The organism is Geomesophilobacter sediminis, assembly GCF_016458275.1.
GTDB classification, from domain to species: domain Bacteria; phylum Desulfobacterota; class Desulfuromonadia; order Geobacterales; family Geobacteraceae; genus Geomesophilobacter; species Geomesophilobacter sediminis.
The window spans coordinates 1-23,166 of record NZ_JAEMHM010000027.1 but is presented as its reverse complement, the minus strand read 5'-3'; the positions used below and the strand labels follow the sequence as shown (position 1 = coordinate 23,166).

The 23,166-nt window shown below is 64.2% G+C and carries 13 protein-coding genes; 10 read left to right on the top strand and 3 right to left on the bottom strand.

The annotated features are described in order from the left end of the window. Positions 1-59: 59 nt before the first annotated feature. On the bottom strand, positions 60-479 hold the full coding sequence (locus tag JFN93_RS23380; RefSeq protein WP_199386797.1) for a c-type cytochrome: 420 nt from the start codon (positions 477-479) through the stop codon (positions 60-62). 9 nt (positions 480-488) lie between these two features. Further along, positions 489-1,601 carry a tRNA guanosine(34) transglycosylase Tgt gene (gene tgt, locus JFN93_RS23375; RefSeq protein ID WP_199386796.1) on the bottom strand — a complete coding sequence of 371 codons (1,113 nt, stop codon included), beginning with the start codon at positions 1,599-1,601 and terminating at the stop codon, positions 489-491. A 458-nt stretch (positions 1,602-2,059) separates the two neighbouring features. Between tgt and JFN93_RS23370 the strand changes: the two genes are divergently transcribed. The 8 genes from JFN93_RS23370 to JFN93_RS23290 all read left to right on the top strand — a co-directional run bounded on the left by JFN93_RS23370 (position 2,060) and on the right by JFN93_RS23290 (position 19,310). Beyond that, positions 2,060-2,725 (top strand): succinate dehydrogenase cytochrome b subunit, encoded by a 666-nt coding sequence (locus JFN93_RS23370; RefSeq protein WP_199386795.1) that lies wholly within the window; start codon positions 2,060-2,062, stop codon positions 2,723-2,725. Between the two features lie 9 nt (positions 2,726-2,734). Continuing rightward, positions 2,735-4,648 carry a fumarate reductase/succinate dehydrogenase flavoprotein subunit gene (locus JFN93_RS23365; RefSeq protein WP_199386794.1) on the top strand — a complete coding sequence of 638 codons (1,914 nt, stop codon included), beginning with the start codon at positions 2,735-2,737 and terminating at the stop codon, positions 4,646-4,648. Between the two features lie 23 nt (positions 4,649-4,671). Continuing rightward, positions 4,672-5,412, top strand: coding sequence for a succinate dehydrogenase/fumarate reductase iron-sulfur subunit (locus JFN93_RS23360; protein ID WP_199386832.1), 741 nt, complete (start codon positions 4,672-4,674; stop codon positions 5,410-5,412). A gap of 293 nt (positions 5,413-5,705) precedes the next feature. Continuing rightward, positions 5,706-6,575: a CRISPR system precrRNA processing endoribonuclease RAMP protein Cas6 gene (gene cas6 / locus JFN93_RS23355; RefSeq protein ID WP_199386793.1), complete on the top strand. Its 870-nt coding sequence runs from the start codon at positions 5,706-5,708 to the stop codon at positions 6,573-6,575. A 118-nt stretch (positions 6,576-6,693) separates the two neighbouring features. Further along, on the top strand, positions 6,694-8,544 hold the full coding sequence (gene ftsH, locus JFN93_RS23350) for an ATP-dependent zinc metalloprotease FtsH (protein WP_199386792.1): 1,851 nt from the start codon (positions 6,694-6,696) through the stop codon (positions 8,542-8,544). 451 nt (positions 8,545-8,995) lie between these two features. Continuing rightward, the gene (locus JFN93_RS23345) at positions 8,996-9,349 is read left to right on the top strand and encodes a hypothetical protein (protein WP_199386791.1); all 354 of its coding nucleotides are present in this window, start codon (positions 8,996-8,998) and stop codon (positions 9,347-9,349) included. A gap of 76 nt (positions 9,350-9,425) precedes the next feature. Further along, positions 9,426-18,668 carry a chitobiase/beta-hexosaminidase C-terminal domain-containing protein gene (locus JFN93_RS25675; protein ID WP_236021939.1) on the top strand — a complete coding sequence of 3,081 codons (9,243 nt, stop codon included), beginning with the start codon at positions 9,426-9,428 and terminating at the stop codon, positions 18,666-18,668. A 72-nt stretch (positions 18,669-18,740) separates the two neighbouring features. After that, a complete protein-coding gene (locus tag JFN93_RS23290; RefSeq protein WP_199386790.1) occupies positions 18,741-19,310 on the top strand; it encodes a hypothetical protein in 570 nt (189 codons plus the stop codon). 223 nt (positions 19,311-19,533) lie between these two features. On the opposite strand, the gene JFN93_RS23285 is transcribed toward JFN93_RS23290, so the two are convergent. Continuing rightward, entirely contained in the window at positions 19,534-19,755 is a 222-nt protein-coding gene (locus JFN93_RS23285; protein ID WP_199386833.1) for a hypothetical protein, read from the bottom strand. A gap of 57 nt (positions 19,756-19,812) precedes the next feature. On the opposite strand from JFN93_RS23285, the gene malQ reads away from it, so the two are divergent. Then, positions 19,813-21,306 carry a 4-alpha-glucanotransferase gene (malQ, locus tag JFN93_RS23280; protein ID WP_199386789.1) on the top strand — a complete coding sequence of 498 codons (1,494 nt, stop codon included), beginning with the start codon at positions 19,813-19,815 and terminating at the stop codon, positions 21,304-21,306. Positions 21,307-21,435: 129 nt separating this feature from the next. Continuing rightward, entirely contained in the window at positions 21,436-22,725 is a 1,290-nt protein-coding gene (locus JFN93_RS23275; protein ID WP_199386788.1) for a homocysteine synthase, read from the top strand. Positions 22,726-23,166: the final 441 nt, after the last annotated feature.

Here is a 23,166-nt window from a genome sequence, read left to right as displayed (position 1 = left end):
GCTGCGCCCCTACGTATGAATTGACCCTCGCCCTCTGGGAGTGGGTGCTGGATCGGCCTTTATTTTACCCCGCAGACGTACTCGGCCAGGTCGTGCAGCTCCTGGTCGGTGAACTGTCCGGCGAAGGAGGGCATCCCGGTGCCCGGGAAGTGGGTGTCCGGGTCGCAGACGACGCTCGCGACGTAGTCGCTGTTGGCGCGCCGGGAGATCCCGGTGAGGTCCGGCCCCGCCTCGCCGCCGCGCCCCTTGAGCCGGTGGCAGACCTGACAGCGCTCGGCAAAGAGCTCCTGCGGGCTCTTTTTCACCGGTTCCGGCGCCTTCGCTACCGCCGGGACTCCCTTTTCCTTGGCCTGCTGCGCCGCGAGGGAGGCGGCGCGCCGCTCCTTCCAGCTCAGGTGGTTCGGGTCGGGCTTGTTGCAGGCAAAGAGGAACCCTGCGGCTCCGAGGCACAACAAAATCCTGATGGCGTGCTTGATCATGATCTCGCTCTAGCCCCGGTCCTGCCGCTTGTATTCGGCGAGGAACTCGTTTTTGAAGGCGGCGTAGCGCCCCTCTTCGATCGCCTGACGGATCCGGGACATCATGTTCAGGTAGAAATGAACGTTGTGGATGCTTGCCAGGATGGCGGAGAGCACCTCGTTCGCGCCGAAAAGGTGGTGCAGGTAGGCGCGGGTGAAGTTGCGGCAGGTATAGCAGTCGCAGTTCGGCTCGATGGGATAGAAGTCGCGCCGGAAGTTCTTGTTGGTGAGCCGGATCCGCCCGCGGTTGGTGAAAAGGGTGGCGCTGCGGGCGTAGCGGGTCGGGATCACGCAGTCGAACATGTCGATGCCGCGCTCCACGCTCTCCAGGATGTCCTCGGGAAGGCCGACCCCCATCAGGTAACGCGGCTTGTCTTCGGGGAGGTGCGGTGCGGTGTAGCCGACCACCAGCTTGAGCAGCTCCAGCCCCTCGCCGACCGACACCCCGCCGATGGCGTAGCCGGGGAAGTCCAGCTTCACCATTTCCCTGGCACAGTGCCGGCGCAGGTCCTCGAAGACGCTCCCCTGCACGATGCCGAACAGCGCCTGATCCTTGCGGGTGTGCGCCTCCTTGCACTGTTTCGCCCAGCGCAGGGTTTTGGCGGTCGAGCGCTCCGCGTACCCCTTGTCGCAGGGGTAGGGGATGCACTCGTCGAAGTTCATGATGATGTCGGCGCCCAGCGCCATCTGGATTTCCATCGCCTTGGCCGGGTCGAGGAAGATCTCCTCCCCGGTGTCCTCGTGGCGGAAGAAGACCCCGTCCTCGGTGATCCGCTTATTGGGGAGCGAGAAGACCTGGAACCCGCCGGAGTCGGTGAGGATCGGGCCGTCCCACGCCATGAAGCGGTGCAGCCCCCCCGCCTTCTGCACCAGCTGCTCGCCCGGATGCAGGTGCAGATGGTAGGTGTTGGAGAGGATGATCTGGGCGCCGGTCTCGCGCACCTGCAGCGGAGTCATCGCCTTCATCGCGGCATGGGTGGCGACCGGCATGAAGATCGGGGTCTGGATCTCGCCGTGCGGGGTGGAGAGCGTGCCGCGGCGGGCCTGGGTTCCCCGGTCTTTGGCTAGGAGTTTAAATTGCATGTACCTTCCGTTGTTTTACGTAGTTAGGGAAATGCCCTCTAGCTTAATTAGCAGAGCGGGCCTTAAAAAGCAACAGCAACCGACCCCGCGCGGCGGCAAAACACGGTTCGAGCGCCGGGGAAGGGGATCGTTACCTGCAACCTGGGGGCCGAACCGGGCGCTAACATTAATCGTATGCTGTATACAAAAAACTGTTGCATTTTGCGATAACGGCATTTAATATGCGCCGGTACAATTCGCCTCATTTAGTCTACTTACGGTTCGGAAACGCCTGGATCATTGATAGATAAAGGAGACCAAAAATGCAGGCTTTGAGCCCGTGGCGTGCGCCCCCATAACCGACCCCCTCACGGGAGCTGTCCTTGATAAAGGCGGCCCCAGGGATCTGGTATCCCGGAAGTCCAATCTGGAGTAGTAACTTACCCCACATCGATAGAACGTCTAAAAGGGAAAAACACATGCGAATTTTCGAAAGCTCAGTGGGAAGAAAGATCCTGATGTCGATCACGGGCCAGCTCATGATCATCTTCGTCATCGTCCATCTCATCGGGAACTCGTCCATCCTCTTCGGTCGCGGCGGGATCAACGCCTACGCCGAACACCTCCACGCTCTGCCGCCCTTGGTCTGGATCGCCCGCATCGTGATGCTCTCCGCGATCGGCGTCCACATCCTGTACGGCGTGATCGTCACCCTGCAGAACCGGGCGGCCAACCCGACCGGCTACGCGGTGAAGCGTCAGCTCAAGGCGAGCTTCGCCTCGGAGAACATGATCTGGACCGGCCTGCTTTTGGCTGCCTTCATCGTCTACCACCTGCTCCACTTCACCGCGCGTCTGCTGCCGGGCGTGGTGCAGTCCGTTGACCAGCTCAACCGCTTCGACGTCTACCGCATGGTGGTCACCGCGTTCTCCAACGGCCTCGTCGCCCTGGTCTACGCCCTGGCCATGGTGGTCCTTTTCCTCCACCTTTCCCACGGTATCCCGAGCTTCCTCCAGACCATGGGTTGGAACAACGACAAGACCATCCCGACCTTCGGCACTGCCGGGAAGGTGATCTCCGCTGTTCTTATGGTTGGTTATGTCCTCATCCCTGTCGTCATTCTGACTGGCTTACTCACACTCTAGGGGGTTCACGTGATACTCGACGGAAAATGTCCGAAAGGACCGATTCAGACCTCGTGGGACAGACACCGCTTCGACCTGAAGCTGGTCAACCCTGCGAACAAACGTAAGTACAAGATTCTCGTCGTCGGCACCGGGCTTGCCGGTGGCGCCGCTGCGGCCTCCCTGGGTGAGCTCGGCTACAATGTCGAGGCCTTCTGCTACCAGGACAGCGCCCGCCGCGCCCACTCCATCGCCGCGCAGGGCGGTATCAACGCCGCCAAAGCGTATCCGAACGACGGCGACAGCATCTACCGTCTCTTCTACGACACCATCAAGGGTGGCGACTTCCGGGCCCGCGAGGCTGACGTCTGGCGTCTGGCCCAGGTCTCCAACAACATCATCGACCAGTGCGTCGCCCAGGGCGTTCCGTTTGCCCGCGACTACGCCGGCTACCTGGACAACCGCTCCTTCGGCGGCGCCCAGGTCTCCCGTACCTTCTACGCCCGCGGCCAAACGGGGCAGCAGCTTCTGCTCGGCGCCTACTCCGCCCTTTCCCGCCAGGTGAAGGCCGGGACCGTCAAGCTCTTCGCCCGCACCGAGATGCTCGACCTCGTGGTGGTCGACGGCGAGGCGAAAGGGATCACGGTCCGCGACCTGGTGACCGGCGAGATCCGCACCCACGTGGGTGACGCGGTCGTCCTCGCCACCGGCGGCTACGTCAACGTCTTCTACCTCTCCACCAACGCCATGGGGTGCTCGGTCACCGCTAACTGGCGCGCCCACAAGAAAGGGGCCTTCTTCGCGAACCCTTGCTACACCCAGATCCACCCGACCTGCATCCCGCAGCACGGTGAGCACCAGTCCAAGCTGACCCTCATGTCCGAGTCGCTGCGCAACGACGGCCGCTGCTGGGTGCCCAAGGCCAAGGGCGATCAGCGCCCGCCGGCACAGATCCCCGACGAGGACCGCGACTACTACCTGGAGCGCAAGTACCCCTCCTTCGGCAACCTCGCTCCGCGTGACATCGCCTCCCGCGCCGCGAAAGAGCAGTGCGACGACGGTCGCGGGGTCGGACCGGGCGGCCGCGGTGTCTACCTCGACTTCGCCGACTCCATCAAGCGTCTTTCCGAGGGGACCATCCGCGAGCGTTACGGCAACCTCTTCGAGATGTACGAGAAGATCACCGACGAGAACGCCTACAAGGTGCCGATGCGTATGTACCCGGCTCCGCACTACTCCATGGGTGGCCTCTGGGTCGACTACAACTGCGAGAGCAACGTCCCGGGCCTCTTCGTCCTGGGCGAGGCGAACTTCTCGGTGCACGGCGCGAACCGCCTCGGCGCTTCCGCCCTCATGCAGGGTCTGGCCGACGGCTACTTCGTCATCCCCTACACCATCGCCAACTACCTCGCCAAGACCAAGCCGGGTGCCGTCAAGGCGGACCACCCCGAGTGCAAGAAGTCGGTCGAGGACATCAAGGCGAATACCCAGAAGCTTCTCTCCATCAACGGGAAGAAGACGGTCTCCGAGTTCCATCGCGAACTGGGCAAGATCATGTGGGAAAACGTCGGCATGGCCCGCTCCGAAGAGAGCCTCAAGGACGCCCTCAAGAAGATCCCGGTCCTGCGCGAGGAGTTCTGGAAAAACGTCAAGGTCACCGGTGGCCCGGGCGAGCTCAACCAGCAGCTGGAGAACGCCGGCCGCGTGGCGGACTTCCTCGAGTTTGCCGAGCTGATGACCAAAGACGCCCTGCACAGAAACGAGTCCTGCGGCGGCCACTTCCGCGTCGAGCACCAGATGCCGGACGGCGAGGCGAAGCGTGACGACGAAAACTACTGCTACGTAGGTGCCTGGGAGTTCAAAGGCGTCGGCAAGGAGCCGGAACTGCATAAGGAGCCGTTGACGTTTGATAACGTCCATCTCGCGGTAAGGAGCTACAAATAATGAGCGCACATAATGCACAAACCATGACATTGACCTTGCATGTCTGGCGCCAGGCAGGTCCGAACGAGCCGGGCCGTCTCGAGCAATACGAGGCTAAAAACGTGAGCCCGGACCAGTCCTTCCTCGAGATGCTCGACGAGGTTAACGAAGAACTCATCAAAGCCGGGAAAGACCCGATCGCCTTTGACCACGACTGCCGCGAAGGGATCTGCGGGATGTGCTCCCAGGTCATCAACGGCGTCCCGCACGGCGGCCAGGAGCGTACCACGGTCTGCCAGCTGCACATGCGTACCTTCAAAAACGGCGACAGCATCTACATCGAGCCGTGGAGAGCGGTGGCGTTCCCGGTCCAGAAGGACCTGATCGTGGACCGTTCCAACCTCGAGAAGATCATGCAGGCCGGTGGCTACACCTCCGCTCACACCGGCGGGGTTGCCGACGGCAACGCGATCCTCATCTCCAAGATCGCCGCCGACTACGCGATGGACGCCGCTGAGTGCATCGGCTGCGGCGCCTGCGTCGCCGCCTGCCCGAACGGCTCGGCGATGCTCTACACCTCGGCCAAGGTGGCCCAGCTCGCGGCCCTGCCGCAGGGCCAGGTCGAGGCGGCGGCCCGCGTCACCGCCATGGCCGACGCGCTGACCGAGGCCGGCTTCGGCAACTGCTCGAACCACTACGAGTGCCAGGCCGCCTGCCCGAAAGGGATCAGCGTCAAGTTCATCGCCCGTCTCAACCGCGAATTCCAGAAGGCGCTGTTCAAGTAGTCGATCACCGTTAGATTCATGCTGTAACCGGGGCGGAGGGGAAACCTTCCGCCCCTTTTTTTATGCATCCCGGAAACCAACGCGGCTGCCGAGCCCGGCGTCCCCTCTCCTTCGAGGAGAGGGACAGGGTGAGGATGGGCGGCTGTCGAGAACGTACCGCCCCTCCCATCCCCAGCCGTCCCTCCCCCTTGAAGGGGAAGGGACGTTTTTTTGCTCCCACCTCGGCAAACATCGGCCTCTTTTTGGTTGCCTCCGGCCCCGCTGCGGGTATAGGGTGTGCCGCGGAGGAAGACGTGGAGTTCGATTACCTCACCATACGGGTCACCCTGCGGAGCGCGGCCCCGATCCCCGATCCCTATGCCCTTTTTGCCGGCCGCGCCCGCTTCGACGCCGCCTTCCGCACGGCCTGCGGTTGCAGCTCCGGCGACTGCCGCGGCTGCCGCAAGACCGGGACCTGCCCCTATCCGGCCAACTTCGCCCAGAGCATCTCCTGCGACCCCGACGCGGTCCGGCGCCACCAGAAGCCGCCGCTTCCCTTCGTCTTTTCCTTTCCGGTCCTGGACAACCGGCGCGATCCGGAGTCCACCTGCTCGCTCACCCTGTTCGGGAGCGCCACCCAGAGCGTCGGCCCCTTCTGCGCCGCGCTGGCGCTTTTTCTTGACGAGCATGGGCTGACCGTACTGCACAGCGAGGCGCTCGCCCAGGGGGGGGAAGCGGTACCGCTCCGCCTGGAGGGGGCCGACGCCGCGGCGCTTCCCATCCTAAGCTCCGGCGATCTCGCGCTCCCCCTTGCCGCAGACCGCGTCACGGTCCGGTTCCTCACCCCGGTCAAGGTGCTGCAGGAGGGGCGTCCCCTGCGCCAGCTCGATTTTTCCCACCTGGTCCGTCCGCTCCTGCGGCGCGCCTCGGCGGTCGCTTCCTACTACGGCGGCTGCGAGCTTCCCTTCGATTACCCCTGGCTCTCCGGGCAGTCGCTGCAGGTCCGCACCGATGCGGCGGATTGGCGGTTCGCCGAGTGGGGGAAGCGGGTTTCCGGGATGGTCGGCAGCGCCACCTTCCGCGGGGAGCTGGAGCCGTTCCACCTGCTCCTCCGCCTGGGGGAGGTGCTGCACTTGGGCAAAAACGCCCCCTACGGGCAGGGACAGTTCCGCCTGGAGCCGTGAAACCGCGCCACTTCCCGCCTTGTCAACCCTGCAAACTTCGTTAAAATTCCGAGGTCCCAATTCTTAGGTCATCTTCACGGGTCGTTTTCCTCAGAAACCGCGCCGGAAGGAGTTCCTCATGAAGCCGTCGATCTGGAGACCGTTGCTGGTCACTGCCCTGCTTATCTTTCTGTTTGATCTGTTCTACGGCAACTTCATGAAACAGGCCTCCGAGCGGGGGACCGAGATCACCTACACCCGGTTTCGCGACGAGTTGGCCAATAACAACGTGAAGCGGGTCTCCATCCGGGGCGGTTTCCTCAAAGGGGAGTTCAACGCCCCGGTTTCACTTCCCCCCCCGGGCGATGCCAAGGCCGCCCCGACCCCCACCACCTATTTCACCGCCTACATCCCCGCCATCGGCGATTCCACCTTGATGCCGGAACTGAACAGCCGGCGGGTGGACGTCACCGCCGTCCCCACCGACGGCACCGGTTTCACCAACCTCATCCTGTACCTGCTCCCCTGGGTCCTCATCATCGGGATCTGGTGGTTCATCATGCGTGGGATGCGCAGCCAGGGCCCCGGCGCCATCATGGGCGGCTTTGCCCGCTCCGGGGCCAAGAGCTATACCTCGGAATTGATCAACGTCACCTTCTCCGATGTGGCGGGGCTGGAGGAGGCGAAGCAGGAGCTGCGCGAGGTGATCGACTATCTAAAGGATCCCAAGAAGTTCCAGCAGATCGGCGGCAAGGTCCCCAAGGGGATCCTCCTGGTCGGCCCCCCGGGCACCGGCAAGACGCTTTTGGCGCGTGCCGTAGCCGGCGAGGCTGGGGTCTCCTTCTTCTCCATCTCGGCATCCCAGTTCATCGAGATGTTCGTCGGGGTGGGGGCGAGCCGGGTGCGCGACCTTTTTTCCTCGGCACGCAAGGCGGTCCCGAGCATCATCTTCATCGACGAGTTGGACGCGGTCGGGAGAAGCCGCGGCGCCGGGTTCGGCGGCGGGCACGACGAGCGGGAGCAGACCCTGAACCAGCTCCTTTCCGAGATGGACGGGTTCGACCCTCATGAGGAGGTGGTGGTGATGGCGGCGACCAACCGCCCCGACGTTCTCGACCCGGCCCTTTTGCGCCCGGGACGTTTCGACCGCAACGTGGTGATCGAGCGGCCGGACTGGCGCGACCGGGAAAAGATCCTCAAGGTGCACACCCGCAAGATCCCGCTCTCGGCGGACGTCGACCTGGCGGTGATCGCCAAGGGTACCCCGGGGATGACCGGCGCGGACCTGGAGGGGCTGGTGAACGAGGGGGCGATCATCGCCGCACGCGAGAACCAGACCGTGGTGGGCCTGCAGCACCTGGAGCGGGCCAAGGACAAGATCCTCATGGGTGGCGAGCGGCACATGGTGATCTCGGACGACGAGAAACGGATCACCGCCTACCACGAAGCCGGCCACGCCCTGGTGGCGAAGCTTCTGCCGAGCACCGACCCGGTCCACAAGGTGACCATCCTGCCGCGCGGCCGCGCCCTCGGCGTGACCCAGCAGCTTCCCGAGGACGACCGTTACCACTACCCGCGCACCCACCTCATGAACCGGCTTGCGGTGGCGCTGGGGGGGAGGGTCGCGGAGAAGGCGATGTTCAACGACGTCTCCACCGGCGCCCAGAGCGACCTGAAGATGGTGACCGAGCTTGCCGAAAAGATGGTCTGCCAGTGGGGGATGAGCGAGCGGATCGGCGCAATGACCTTTCCCCGCGGCGAGGAGCACCCTTTCCTCGGAATGAAACTCGCCGAGGAAAAGACCTTTTCCGAGGAGATGGCCTGGCAGATCGACCAGGAGATCGCCGGCCTGATCCGCAGTGCCGAGGAAAAAGCCAAGGAACTGATCTACACCAACCGGGCCAAGCTCGATGCGCTCGCCACGGCGCTTCTCGAGGAGGAGACCCTCGACGGCAGAAGAGTGGATGAGGTACTCGCCGCGGCCCCCTGAAACATTTGTTGCAGGGGTGTCGTTAAAAATCATCCGGTCCCGTGTAGGGAAAACCTGATAGCCTCAATGATGTCCCATGGTTAGCCAAACTCCCGCCCCTCACCCTGTTAATTTCTTTGCACCCCTCCGCATTGCCCGCTCTATGCGCCTGCAGCAGAAAACCCCGTAGTTTTAAATAGCTACAATCGATCCGCCCGATGGCACGCATCCTGTAAGGTACTGGCTGCACATCGGGCGTTTTTGCGCATCCGGCGTGCCGCCTGCAGCAAACTCCGAATGAACAGAAGGCATCCTTTTCCCACTTCCCCGGAGCGATGCCGACAGAAAAGATCTCCATCGGGCATGTGCAGTCCCAAGCCGCAAAGCCGGCGGAGCCTAAAGCTCCCCCGATTCCATCGACCGCCCCGGTCTCCGCGAGGAACCGGGGGGGCTTCGAGCCGGAGGTCCGGCCATGAGAACGATGATTGGTGCGCTTTTCTTTTTGCTTTCACCCCTTTTCGCCCACGCTGCGGAGCCTTGCCGGGTGGTCGAGTTTCCCGAGCGGTACGAGGTCTCCTGCACCGGGCTTCCCGGAGCGCAGGTGGCGGTACCGCAGGCACCGGCCGCACAGATGCCCGGGGCTCCTTTGGTGCAGCCGCCGCAGGAAGTGTTGAGCGGCGCGGGAGCCGCAACGACACCGACGGTGCAGTCGTACCAGCCGCCGCAGATGGCGCCCTGGTCGCGCCACCGCCGCCCCAACCCGGCGGACCTGGAGGCGGCCCGGGCGGAACGGGCCAAGCTGATCACGCAGGATAAGCAGAATTAGTCGGCATTTTTTACCATAACCGACGTATCACACGAGGTGTCACATGTTCAAGATCGACTGTCGGAGAACCCTGAGTTTGTTCATTGTAATGGCGGTCCTTTCCGTTTGGGTATCCACGGCCACTGCCGGTCCCGGCGGGGGGACCTATTATGCGAACAGTCCGTCAGGCGGGACCACCGGTACCGCGCTGCGCAAGTTCGTGGACTCCCTCCCCGGGGTGGGCGCTGCCAACGCCAACAATCTTGGGCAGTACATCCCGGTTGCCACCAAGATGACCGACCCCTCCGGGCACGGCGATGACTACTACGAGATCGGTCTGGTGGAGTACACCAAGAAGATGCACTCCGACCTCCCCAAGGCGACCCGGCTGCGCGGCTACGTCGACCTGAACCCTGCCCTGGGGACCCGCGCCACGGCGGCTTCGCGGGCCCAGTACCTGGGACCGCTCATCATCGCGAGCCAGAACAAGCCGGTGCGGGTGAAGTTCACCAACCTGCTCCCGACCGGGGCGGCCGGCAACCTCTTCATCCCGGTGGACACCTCGCTCATGGGGGCGGGGCGGGGGCCGGTGGTGACCACGGCCAAAAACGGAAGCGTTCCCGCCTTCACCAACTTCTCGGGGATGTTCACCCAGAACCGGGGGACCCTGCACCTGCACGGCGGCAACACCCCCTGGATCAGTGACGGCACGCCGCACCAGTGGACGGTGCCGGTGGGGGAGAACTCCACCCCGTACCAGAAGGGGCTGAGCACCCAGGACGTCCCGGATATGCCGGCGACCGGCCAGGGTGAGATGACCTTCTACTACACCAATCAGCAGTCCAACCGGCTCATGTTCTACCACGACCACTCCTACGGCATCACCCGGCTCAACGTCTACGCGGGTGAGGCGGCCGGCTACCTTCTGACCGATCCCACCGAGGACAACCTGATCAACTCCGGCGTCCTCCCCAACCTGGGCGGCAATTATCGCTACGGCATCCCGCTCGTCATCCAGGACAGGACCTTCGTCCCCCAGAACATCGCGGTGCAGGACTCCAAGTGGGACACCACCAAGTGGGGCCAGTACGGCGACCTCTGGTTCCCGCACGTCTACGAGCCGAACCAGGACCCGAACTCCCCGGGAGGCGCCAACCCCTTCGGCCGCTGGGACTACGGCCCCTGGTTCTGGCCGCCGGTGATCGTCGATGCCGCGCACGCCAAGATCCCCGAGCCGTCGACCACCCCGGAAGCCTTCATGGACACCCCGATCGTGAACGGCACCGCGTATCCGTACCTGGTGGTGCAGCCCAAGGCGTACCGGTTCCGGATCCTGAACGCCTGTAACGACCGAACCCTCAACCTGAGCCTCTTCTATGCCGATCCGGGTGATCCGACCGGCAAAGAGGTGAAGATGGTCCCGGCCGGCCCCAACCCGACCTTCCCCCCCACCTGGCCCACCGACGGCCGGGACGGCGGCGTCCCCGACCCGCTGACTGCAGGACCGAGCTGGTACCAGATCGGGAGCGAAGGGGGCTTTCTCCCCAACGTGGCGGTGGTCCCGCCCCAGCCGATCGGCTACGATTACAACCGGCGCAACATCGTCGTGCTCAACACCCTTAACCGCGGCCTGATGCTGGGACCCGCCGAGCGTGCCGACGTGGTCGTCGATTTCTCCTCGGTGCCGACCGGCTCCAAGATCATCCTCTACAACGACGGTCCCGCCCCGAACCCGGCGTTCGATCCGCGCTACGACTACTACACCGGCGACGTGGACCAGACCACGAGCGGCGGCGCCCCCTCGACCCTGCGCGGCTACGGCCCGAACACCCGGACCGTGATGCAGTTCCAGGTGAACGGCACCCCCGGCCCCGCGTTCAACCTCGCCGCGCTGCAGTCGGCGCTGCCGGCCGCCTTCAAGGCGAGCCAGCCGGTCCCCATCGTTCCGGAGACCGTCTTCAATGCCGCCTACGGGACCACCTACACCAACGACATCCTCGCCAAGATCCAGGATTATTCGGTCACCCTCACCCCGATCCCGACCGCGGCGAACCCGGCCCCGCTGCAGACCACGATCCCGTTCCGCCCGAAGGCGATCCAGGAGCTGTGGGATGCCTGGGGGCGCATGAACGCCACCCTGGGGGTGGAGCTTCCCTTCACCAACAACACGGTGCAGACCACGGTGCCGCTGGGCTACGCCGACCTCGCCACCGAGTACACCAACGACGGGCAGGAAACCATGTGGAAGATCACCCATAACGGGGTCGACACCCACCCGGTGCACTTCCATCACTTCGACGTCCAGCTCATCAACCGGGTCGGCTGGGACGGTGCCATCCGTCTGCCGGACGACAACGAGTACGGCTGGAAAGAAACGGTCCGGATGAACCCGCTCGAGGACGTGGTGGTCGCCTTCCGTCCGCAGAAGCAGACCCTGCCGTTCGCCCTCCCTCATAGCGTCCGGCCGCTGGACCCGAGCTCCACGGTCAACTCGACCATCAACATCGTCGTCGACCCCTACACCCAGGGGGCGGGACTTCCGGTGGCGACGCCGAACACGATGTTCGACTTCGGCTTCGAGTACGTTTGGCACTGCCACATCCTCGGGCACGAGGAAAACGACTTCATGCGCCCGGTGATCTTCAACGTCCCGACGGCGGTGCCGGCGGCGCCGACCGCACTGACGGTGACCCCGGGAAGCCCGGGCGTCAACCAGGTGACCCTGGCCTGGACCGATAACGCGGCCGACACCTCCTCCTACCGCATCGAACGCGCTCCGGTGACCGGCGGCGGTGCCGGTACCGTGGGGACCTACGTCGCGTTGGGGACCACCTCGTTCCTGGTGACCTCGACCCCGAGTTACGTCGACTCCACGGTCGCCTCGAACACACGCTACCGCTACCGGGTCATCGCCTACAACAGCGTCGGCGATTCGACCCCGCTGGTTTCCAGCACCATCACCACCAACGGCTTCACCAACCCGACCGGGCTCACCATCACCCCGGACAAGCCGACCCCGCACGTGGTTGGAACCCAGGTAACCTTCACCGCCACCGGCAGCGGTGCCTCTGCTACCGCGGTTTATTCCTACCGCTTCTGGCTCACCACCGGGACCACCAAGACCCTGGTCCAGGATTGGTCGCTCAAAAACCAGTGGCAGCTCATGGACACCACCCCGGTCGGCAACTACACCCTCACCGTCGACGTGCGCACCAGCCCGACCGCGGCCCCGTTCACCAGTACCTTGGCCTACGTGGTGGTCCCGCCGGCGACCCCGCCGGCCACCGTCTCGACGCCGGTGCCGGGCGTCTACGCCGCGGCTCCGGTCACCGTAACCTTGACCGCCTCGACCATCGCTCCGCCGGCAACGATTTACTACACCACCGACGGAACGATCCCGACCACCGCTTCGACCAAGTACACGGTGCCGATCGTCCTCAACGTCACCACCACGGTCAACTACTTCGCGGTGGACGTGAACGGCAACCAGGAGGCCGTGCACTCCGACACCTGGGTGGTCCATACCCCCGATGCGGCGGCGAGCGTCGCCATCAACAACGGCGCCCTGCTTACCAACAGCCCGGCGGTCAATCTGACCATCAACGCCGTGGATCCGGTCGGCATCGCCACCATGTCGTTCTCCAACGACGGCACGGTCTGGACCCCTGAGGAGATCTTCCCGAGCAACCCGGCCGTCAAGTCCTGGCTGCTCACCGCCGGGGACGGTGTCAAGACCGTCTACGTACGGCTGCGCGACAAGTCCTTGGGCGGCGGGTACCTCTACGCCCCGATCACCGCGACCATCACCGTCGACACGGTGCCCCCGGTGACCACCCCTTCGCCGGCGCCGGGAACCTACGGCCCGACCCAGGTCGCCTTCACCACGAGCAAGCCGGCAACCGTCTACTACACCGTGGACGGCACCACTCCGCAGATCCCGTCGCCGACTTCGACCTCGACCACGACCTACGTCTACACGACCCCGATCCTGGTGGCCACCACCACGACCATCAACTACTTCGCCGTCGATCTCGCCGGCAACGCGGAGGCGGTGAAGACCGGTACCTGGACCATCCCTCCGGCCGACCTCGTGGCGAGCGTCAAGGTCAACAACGGCGCGGCCCAGGTGAACAGCACCGCGGTCACCCTGAACCTTGCCGCGACCGACCCGAACCCGGTGACCACCATGCAGTTCTCCAACGACGGGACGACGTACACCGCCGAGGAGACCTACGCCACCACCAAGGCCTGGACCCTCGCCGCCGGCGACGGACCGAAAACCGTCTACGTCAAGTTCCGGGACAGCATCGGCGTGCTCTACGCCCCGGTTTCGGCGAACGTCATCCTGGATACCGTCGCCCCGGTCACCACGCCGAGCCCGATCCCCGGGATCTACGGCGTCGCCCCGGGCACGGTAACCCTGACCGCCAGCGAGCCCGCCACCATCTACTACACGGTTGACGGAACCGTCCCGACCACCGCCTCGACCGTCTACACCGGCCCGGTCCCGGTCTCGGCCACCACCACGATCAAGTACTTCGCGGTCGATCTCGCCGGCAACGCCGAGGCGGTGAAAACCGCGGCCTATACGGTGAACGGCGCCGACCTCGTGGCAAGCGTCGCCATCAACAACGGCGCGGCCCGGACCAACAACACCATGGTGAACCTCACCCTGGCGGCTTCCGACCCGGCCGGCATCGCGACCATGCAATTCTCCAACGACGGGGTGACCTTCTCCGCCGAGGAGCCGTACAGCACCAGCAAGATCTGGCAGATCCCGGTCGGCGACGGACCGAAGACCGTCTACGTCCGGTTCCGCGACCTGGCACTGCCCACCGGCGTGCTCTACCCGCCGGTCACCGCCACGATCGTCCTCGATACCGTAGCGCCGGTGTCGACCGCGTCGCCGATCCCGGCCACCTACGCCCAGGCACCGGTCAACGTCACCCTGACCGCGAACGAGCCGGCCACGATCTACTACACGATCGACGGAACCCCGCCGACCACGACCTCGGCCATCTATTCCGCGCCGCTCACCCTCACCACCGACACCACGGTGAAGTACTTCGCCGTTGACGTCGCCGGGAACGCGGAGCCGGTAAATACCGGAACCTGGAAGTTCCACATCCCGGACATGATCGCGAGCGTCTCGATCAACAACGGCGCGCTCCAGACCAAAAACGCCGCCGTCGCCCTGACCCTGAGCGCCACCGATCCCAATGGGGTGGTGGGGATGCAGTTCTCCAACGACGGGATCACCTACAGCGCCGAGGAGCCGTATGCCTCCGGCAAGGCCTGGACCTTGACCCCCGGCGACGGCAAGAAGACCGTCTACGTCAAGTTCCGCGACGGCACCGCCGGCGGCGGAGCCCTCTACACCTTTACGGCGAGCATCACCCTGGATACCACGCCGCCGTTGACGGTAGCCAACCCGGTTCCGGGGACCTACGTTCCGATCGCGGTGACCCTTACCACCAGCGAGCCGGCTACCACCTACTACACGCTGGACGGCACCACTCCGACCACCGCATCCCTGGTCTACACCGCCCCGATCCAGATCAACAGCACGACCACCATCAGCTACTTCTCGGTCGATCTGGCCGGCAACGCGGAAACCGTGAAGAGCGGGACCTGGAACATCCCCGCCTCCGACCTTACCGCGTCGGTTGCGATCAACGGTGGGCAGCTCTACCTGAACAAGAACGTGCCGGTGACCCTGACCCTCGCCGCCAGCGACCCGTTCGGGATCGCCACCATGCAGTTCTCCAACGACGGGGTGAACTTCACCGCCGAGGAGAACTACGCGACGACCAAGCAGTGGACGCTCACCCCGGGTGACGGGCTCAAGACCGTCTACGTGAAGTTCCGCGACGGCACCGCCGGCGGCGGGACCCTCTACGCACCGATCACGGCAAGCATCACCGTGGACACGGTGGCGCCGGCGACTTCCGCTTCGCCGGTCCCGGGAATCTACGCATCCTCGCCCGGAACCGTGACCCTCACCGCCAACGAGAAGGGGGCGACCATCCACTATACGACCGACGGTTCGATCCCGACGATCAACTCCCCGGTCTACACCGCACCGATCCCGGTCAACGCGACCACCACCATCCAGTACTTCGCGGTGGACCTCGCCGGCAACGTGGAAACGGTGAAGAGCGGGACCTGGACCTTGAGCAACCAGAACCTGGTGGCGAGCATCACCATCAACGGCGGCACCGCGCTGACCAACAGCACGGCGGTCACCCTCGCCCTTGCCGCGAGCGACCCGTCCGGCGCCACCATCGCCACCATGCAGTTCTCCAACGACGGGGCGAACTTCACCGCCGAGGAGCCGTACGCCACCACCAAGAACTGGACCCTCCCCGCCGGGGACGGCCCGAAAACGGTCTACGTCCGGTTCCGTAACAACGCGCTGCCGGCCGGCAAGCTCTTCAGCCCGCTCAGCGCAACCATCACCCTGGATACCATCGCTCCGGTGGTCAGCTCGACCCCGGCCCCGGGTACCTACGCCGCAGCTCCGGTACCGGTGACCCTGACCGCGAACGAAGCGGCCAAGATCTACTACACCGTGGACGGCTCGACCCCGACCACCGCGTCGGCCATGTACACCGCACCGATCTCGGTGGCGGCGACCACTACCATCAAGTACTTCGCGGTGGATCTCGCCGGCAACGTCGAGGCGCCGCAGTCCGGCACCTGGACCATCCATGCCTCCGCCGACCTGACCGCGAGCATCCAGATCAACCACGGCGCGCTGCGCACCAACTCGACCGCCGTGTTGCTCAACCTCTCCGCGGTCGATCCGGTGGGCGTGGCGACCATGCAGTTCTCCAACGACGGGGTAACCTACAGCGCCGAAGAGCCGTTCCCCGCCGGGGCGACCATCGCGACCAAGTCCTGGATCCTGTCGGCCGGCGACGGCGCGAAGACCGTCTACGTCCGCTTCCGCGACGCGACGCTGGGCGGCGGGGTTCTCTACCCGCCGATCACCGCCGGGATCATCCTCGACACCGCGGTCCCGGTGACCGCCGCGAGCCCGGTCCCCGGGGTGTATGCCGCCCCGCCGGTGCAGGTAACCCTCACCGTCAACAAGCCGGCCACCATTTACTACACGCTGGACGGCACCACCCCGACCTCGGCTTCGCTGGTCTACAGCGCCCCGATCCCGGTGACCAGCGTCAGCACCATCAACTACCTCGCCATCGATGCGGCGGGTAACGTGGAAACCGCGAAGCACGGGACCTGGACGGTCCACACCAACGACATGACCGCGAGCGTCCAGATCAACGGCGGTGCCGCACGTACCACCCAGGCCGGGGTGACGCTCAATCTCTCCGCCACCGACCCGACCGGCCTGGCCGCCATGCAGTTCTCCAACGACGGGGTGAACTACTCCGCCGAGGAGCCGTTCGCCACCACCAAGAACTGGATCCTCGCCTCCGGCGAAGGGCTCAAGACCGTGTACGTGAGGTTCCGGGACAACTCGCTGGGTGGCGGGGTCCTCTACACCCCGATCACCGCGAACATCATCGTGGATACCATCCCGCCGACGGTCGCCGTGACACCGCTGCCCGCCATCTATACCTCGGCACCGGTCAGCGTCACCCTGAGCGCGAGCGAGGCGGCGACCATCTACTACACCATCGACGGCAGCACCCCGACCACCGCATCCGCCGTCTACACTGGGCCGCTGTCCCTTTCGGCCACCACCACCGTCAGCTACCTGGCGGTCGACCTGGCCGGCAACAGCTCCCCGGTCACCTCGAACACCTGGACCATCGACCAGGGCGACCTCTTGGCCTCGGTCACCATCAACAACGGCGCCGCGGTCACCAACAACCTGGCGGTTACCCTCGACCTGACCGCGAACGATCCGGCCGGCATCGCCAGCATGCAGTTCTCCAACGACGGGGTCAGCTTCTCCGCCGAGGAACCGTACGCCACGACCAAGGCCTGGACCTTGGCGGCCGGCGACGGCATCAAGCAGGTCTACGCCCGGTTCCGCGACAAGGCGCTCCCCACCGGTACCGTGCATGCCCCGGTGACCGCCTCGATCACCCTGGACCAGACCGCTCCGGTCACCACCGCCTTGCCGGTGGCCGGAACCTACGCCACCGGACCGGTCCAGGTGACCCTGGTCGCGAACGAAGGGGCGAACATCTACTACACCGTGGACGGAACCACCCCCACCACCGCATCCAGTGTCTACCAGGGGCCGATCTCCGTCTCCACGAGCAACACCATCAGCTACTTCGCCGTCGACGCCGCCGGTAACGTCGAAAGCGTCAAGACCGGGACCTGGACGGTACACAGCCAGGATCTCAGCGCCAGCGTCGTCATCAACACCGGGGCGCCCCGGATCAACAACCCGCAGGTGAGCCTCTCCCTCAAGGCGAGCGACCCGGTGGGGATCGTGGCGATGCAGTTCTCCAACGACGGCGCCGTCTACACGGCGGAAGAACCGTACGCGGCCACCAAGGTCTGGACCCTCACTCCCGGCGACGGTCCGAAGACCGTCTACGTCCGGTTCCGTGACGCCTCCATCGGCGGGGGAACCCTCTACGACCCGGTCACCGCATCGGTGGTTGTCGATACCGTGACCCCGATCACCACCGCGAGCCCGGTCCCCGGCGAATATGCCTCCGGCCCGGTAGCGGTCACCCTGACCGCCAACGAGGCGGGGACGATTTACTACACCACCGACGGGACCACCCCGACCCAGGCCTCCGCGGTCTACACCGGTCCCATCTCGGTGACCGCCAACACCACGATCCAGTACTTCTCCGTGGATCAGGCCGGCAACGTGGAGGGGGTCAAGTCCGGGACCTGGACCCTGCACACCGCCGACATGGTGATGAGCGTGAAGATCAACAACGGTGCGACAACCACCGCTTCCAACGTGGTCACCCTCACCCTGGCCGCCACCGACCCGCAGGGGGTCTCCACCATGCAGTTCTCCAGCGACGGGGTGAATTACTCCACCGAGGAGCCGTACGCGACCACCAAGCAGTGGACCCTCTCCCCGGGTGAAGGGCCCAAGACCATCTACGTACGGTTCCGCGACGCCACCCTCGGGGGCGGCCACCTCTACTTCCCGGTGACCGCCAGCATCACCTACGGGGCCAAGGACGGCCTCCTCCCCGGGACCACCAGCTACCTGCAGAGCGCCTTGCGGGCCCTGCAGATCGCCAAGGGCCAAGTGACCCCGGGACCGCTTGACCTCGCCCATGCCGACGTGGCTCCGAGCGTGAACGGCGTCCCGCAACCGGATGGCCAGATCGACCTTCTCGACGTGTACGTGCTGCTGCGCCGGGCGGTCGGACTGTTCCCGCTGTAAAAGAAAAAGGTCCCCTCCTCCGGCAGGGGGAGGGGACCCGCTCCATCAATCATCGAACCGGAGGATACCGAGATGAAGAGATACCTGATCCCTGTGACTTTTTTCCTTGCTGCCATCATGAGCGGTTGTGGCGGTGGTGGCGGCGGCAGCAGCGCCCCGGCCTCTAAAGCGGTAACCACGGTCTACCTGTTCGGGAACATGACCACCAGCGCCTGGGTGGCGACCGTCGACACCTCATTCAAGCTTCCCAACGGCGTCCTGGCCAACGTATCCACCGCCTCCGGGGTCACCAGCGGCAATCTTCCGCTGTACAGCGCCTCGTTCGTCCCCTCCGGGCCGGTGGTGCTCCCGGCGTCGAACTTCTCGGGCACCTACAATACCAGTACCGGGCTGGTGCGGGTCAGCATGATCAACAACGGCGGGCTCAACGTACGGATGAACTCGGTCGGAAACGGGATTGAAATCGGCAAGATCATCTTCAAGCTCCCGACCGCCGGGAGTACTCCGACCCTCCCCTCTACCTGGGTGGTCCCCAATCCGACCGATTCTTCCGAGTACCTCAAGATCGGGCAGGATACTCCCAGCCACGACACGAGTTACGTTCCGAACTGCAAGCTGAACTTTGTCACCACGTTTCAGTAATCAGGCGGGTATGGATGGCATGAGGTGAGGAGAGGTTCGGGGCAACCCGAAACGGAGTGGAACGGAGGGCCATCAGGATGCCGGTCACGTGCTCAGGTGCGTGGCCGGTTTTTTTTTAAGCGGGAATGATGCGGAAGGAAGGGGGATGGAGCGTACTGCGTCCCCTCATCAAGGGGCGTGCGCGAGCTTGCGGCGGAGAAGGGTGAGGATGGGGGCAAAGGGGCTAATAGATGATGATGTACCCCTTCTTGGTGGCGATCCCGGTAATTTCCAGGGTGTCCTGGATGGTGAAGGTCTCCCCGTCCAGGGTGAAGGTGTAGCCGCCTTCCGCGTTGGGGACGGCGAGCTCCATCAGGGTTTCGAACAGGGCGGTTTTTATCGTTTCCATGGGGGCGGAGTATAGCATCACCGCCGGTCCGCGGTAAAGGCAAATACCGTGTTTCATTCCCTCTTTTTTTATGGCATAGTAGCGATTCTTAAAAATCCGTAACGCGAGGTGCCCATGGCAAGAATGAGAAAAAGCGGGGTCCTGTTGCATCCAACCTCCCTTCCCGGTGACGGGGGGATCGGTTCCTTCGGCGAGCAGGCGCGCCGCTTCGTGGACTTTTTGCACAAGGCGGGGCAGTCGCTGTGGCAGATCCTTCCCCTGGGCCCCACCGCTTACGGCAACTCCCCGTACTCATGCTATTCGGCCTTTGCGGGGAACCCGCTGCTCATCTCCCTGGAGACCCTGGTGGAGGAGGGGGACCTCGCCCCCGAGGAGCTGCGGACCGACCTCACCTCGGAGCGGATCGATTACGTGGCGGTTGAGGAGTACAAGCGGGGCACGCTGCGCCGGGCGGCGACCCAGTTCTTCGCCACCGGTAGCGGCAGGAGGAAGGAGGATTTCTGGCACTTTTGCGACAGCACCTTCTGGCTGCACGATTTCGCGCTCTTCATGGCGCTCAAGACGCACTTCGAGGGGATGAGCTGGAACCAGTGGCCCGATCCCATCCTGAAGCGTGAGCCGGAGGCCCTTTCCGACTGGAGCGACCAGCTCGGTTCCCTGATCGGGGAGCAGAAATACCAGCAGTGGCAGTTTTTCCTCCAGTGGCGCAAGCTGAAGAAATACGCCAACGCCCAGGGGATCTCCATCGTCGGGGACCTCCCCATCTTCGTCGCCTTCGACTCGGCCGACGTCTGGGCCAATCCGCACCTGTTCCACTTAGACGAACAGGGGGTGCCGTCGGTGGTGGCGGGGGTGCCGCCGGACTACTTCAGCAAGACCGGCCAGCTCTGGGGCAACCCGCTCTACAACTGGGACCGGATGGCCGCCGACGGTTTCGGCTGGTGGGTGGCCCGGCTCAAGAACGACCTCTCCCTCTACGACATGGTGCGGATCGACCACTTCCGCGGCTTCGAGGCCTATTGGGAAGTTCCCCACGGGGCCCCCACCGCCGAGCACGGGCACTGGGTCAAGGGGCCGGGGGATGCGCTGTTCCACGCGATGCGCAATGCCATCGGCGAGCTTCCCATCATCGCCGAGGACCTGGGGGTCATCACCTCCGAGGTGGAGGCGCTTCGGGACCGTTTCGGCTTTCCGGGGATGAAGATCCTCCAGTTCGCCTTCGGTTCCGGTTCGGACAACCCCTATCTGCCGCACAACCACGTCCGGGAGTCGGTCGTCTACACCGGGACCCACGACAACGACACCACCGCCGGGTGGTTCTCGGGTCTCAAAGCCAAGGAGCAGAAGGCGGTGCTCACCTATCTGGACCGGCCGGCTAACGACATCGTCTGGCACATGATCAACGCGGCGCTCGCCTCAGTGGCAAACTACGCGGTGATCCCGATGCAGGACCTTTTGGAGCTCCCCAGCTCATCCAGGATGAACGTCCCCGGCGTGGCTTCCGGAAACTGGGGGTGGCGCTGCCCCGGCGACGTCTTCTCGGCCAAGCTTGCTACCCGGCTCGCCGCCGCGACCGAGCTGTACGGACGGTTCCCCGAGCGGCTCTAACCGATCGTCCCTAGAAGGTCGGTAAAGTTTGTAGTGAGAGGTTCTTTACTGGAAAGCTGTTGACAGGGGTCCTATACTCTTGTATAGTTCTTTACCAATTTGGTAATAAACAGGATGGGGGACACCACAATGGCAGATGAAAAGACCTTAGGCTTCGACACCATCGCACTTCACGCCGGTCAGACTCCTGACCCCACTACGCTTTCCCGCGCGGTTCCGATCTACCAGACCTCTTCGTACGTATTCAAGAACGCCGAGCACGCCGCAAACCTCTTCGGCCTCAAGGAATTCGGCAACATCTATACCCGGTTGATGAACCCGACCACCGACGTCCTGGAAAAGAGGGTCGCCGAACTGGACGGCGGGGTCGCGGCCCTGGCGGTCGCCTCCGGGCAGGCGGCGACCACCTACGCCGTTTTGAACATCGCCCAAGCCGGGCAGAACATCATCTCCACGAGCTATCTCTACGGCGGGACCTACAACCTCTTCCACTACACCCTGCCGAAGCTCGGCATCACGGTCAAGTTCGTTGACTCTTCGGACCCGGAAAACATCCGCCGGGCGATCGACGAGAACACCCGGCTGGTCTACAGCGAGGCGATCGGCAATCCCAAGAACAACGTGGACGACTTCGAGGCGATCGCCAAGGTCGCCCACGACGCCGGCATCCCTTACATCGTGGACAACACCGCGGCGACCCCGTACGTCTTCAAGCCGCTCAAGCACGGCGCCGACATCGTCGTCTACTCGCTCACGAAATTTTTAGGCGGGCACGGCACCAGCATCGGCGGCTGCGTGGTCGACGGTGGCACCTTCCCCTGGAACAACGGGAAATTCCCGGAATTCACCGAGCCGGATCCCTCCTACCACGGCCTGAAGTTCTGGGACGCCCTGGGGAACATTTCCTACATCATCAAGATGCGCGTCGAGCTTTTGCGCGACATGGGCGCCTGCATCTCGCCCTTCAACGCGTTCCAGATCATCCAGGGGATCGAGACCCTGCACGTGCGCATGCAGCGCCACGTGGAGAACGCCCAGAAGGTCGCCGAGTACCTGGAAAAGAGCCCGCTGGTGAGCTGGGTCAACTACCCGGGGCTGGCGAGCCACAAGGACCACGCCAACGCGAAGAAGTACCTCCCCAACGGCTGCGGTGCGATCATCGGGTTCGGCATCAAGGGCGGGCTCGAAGCCGGCAAGAAGTTCATCGACAACGTGAAGCTCCTGTCGCATCTCGCTAACATCGGGGACGCGAAGAGCCTGGTGATCCACCCCGCATCGACCACCCACCAGCAGCTTTCCCCCGAGGAGCAGCTCGCCTCCGGGGTAAGTCCGGACTTCATCCGGCTCTCGATCGGCATCGAGGACGTCAAGGACATCATCGCCGACATCGAGCAGGCGCTTCAGGCCGCGCAGCAGTAATCCTCTTCTATCGGGATAAACCAAAAGCTGCCGGGGAGACCTCCCCGGCAGCTTTTTTAATGGAGTGATGCCGCAAAGTGGATTGGAATTGATCGCAGCGGCCCCCCTGCTTCAGGGGGGGGGCGCGTGACGGGCGGGGTGAGGGCAGGGGGCGCTCTCTTTTTCGACCCTTGGCAGAAATTAACTATATTGTCGTTGACCGCCCCCGGTCGTTTTGGTATAACCACTTTCCGCTGCACAGGACGCTTTGTTCTTCGGAACGAAAACTCCAGTAATGACTGCTCTTTACAACTTCATATCCCGACCGGTTGAAAAACGATCGAAAAAAATCGTTGACAGCAGAAACGAGTTCGGGTAAGTTGCTGAGTCTGTCGCGAACGGCGGCTTGGTCTTTGAAAACTAAATAGTAGACAGTGAATTCATGCAAACAAAGTAGTCAGC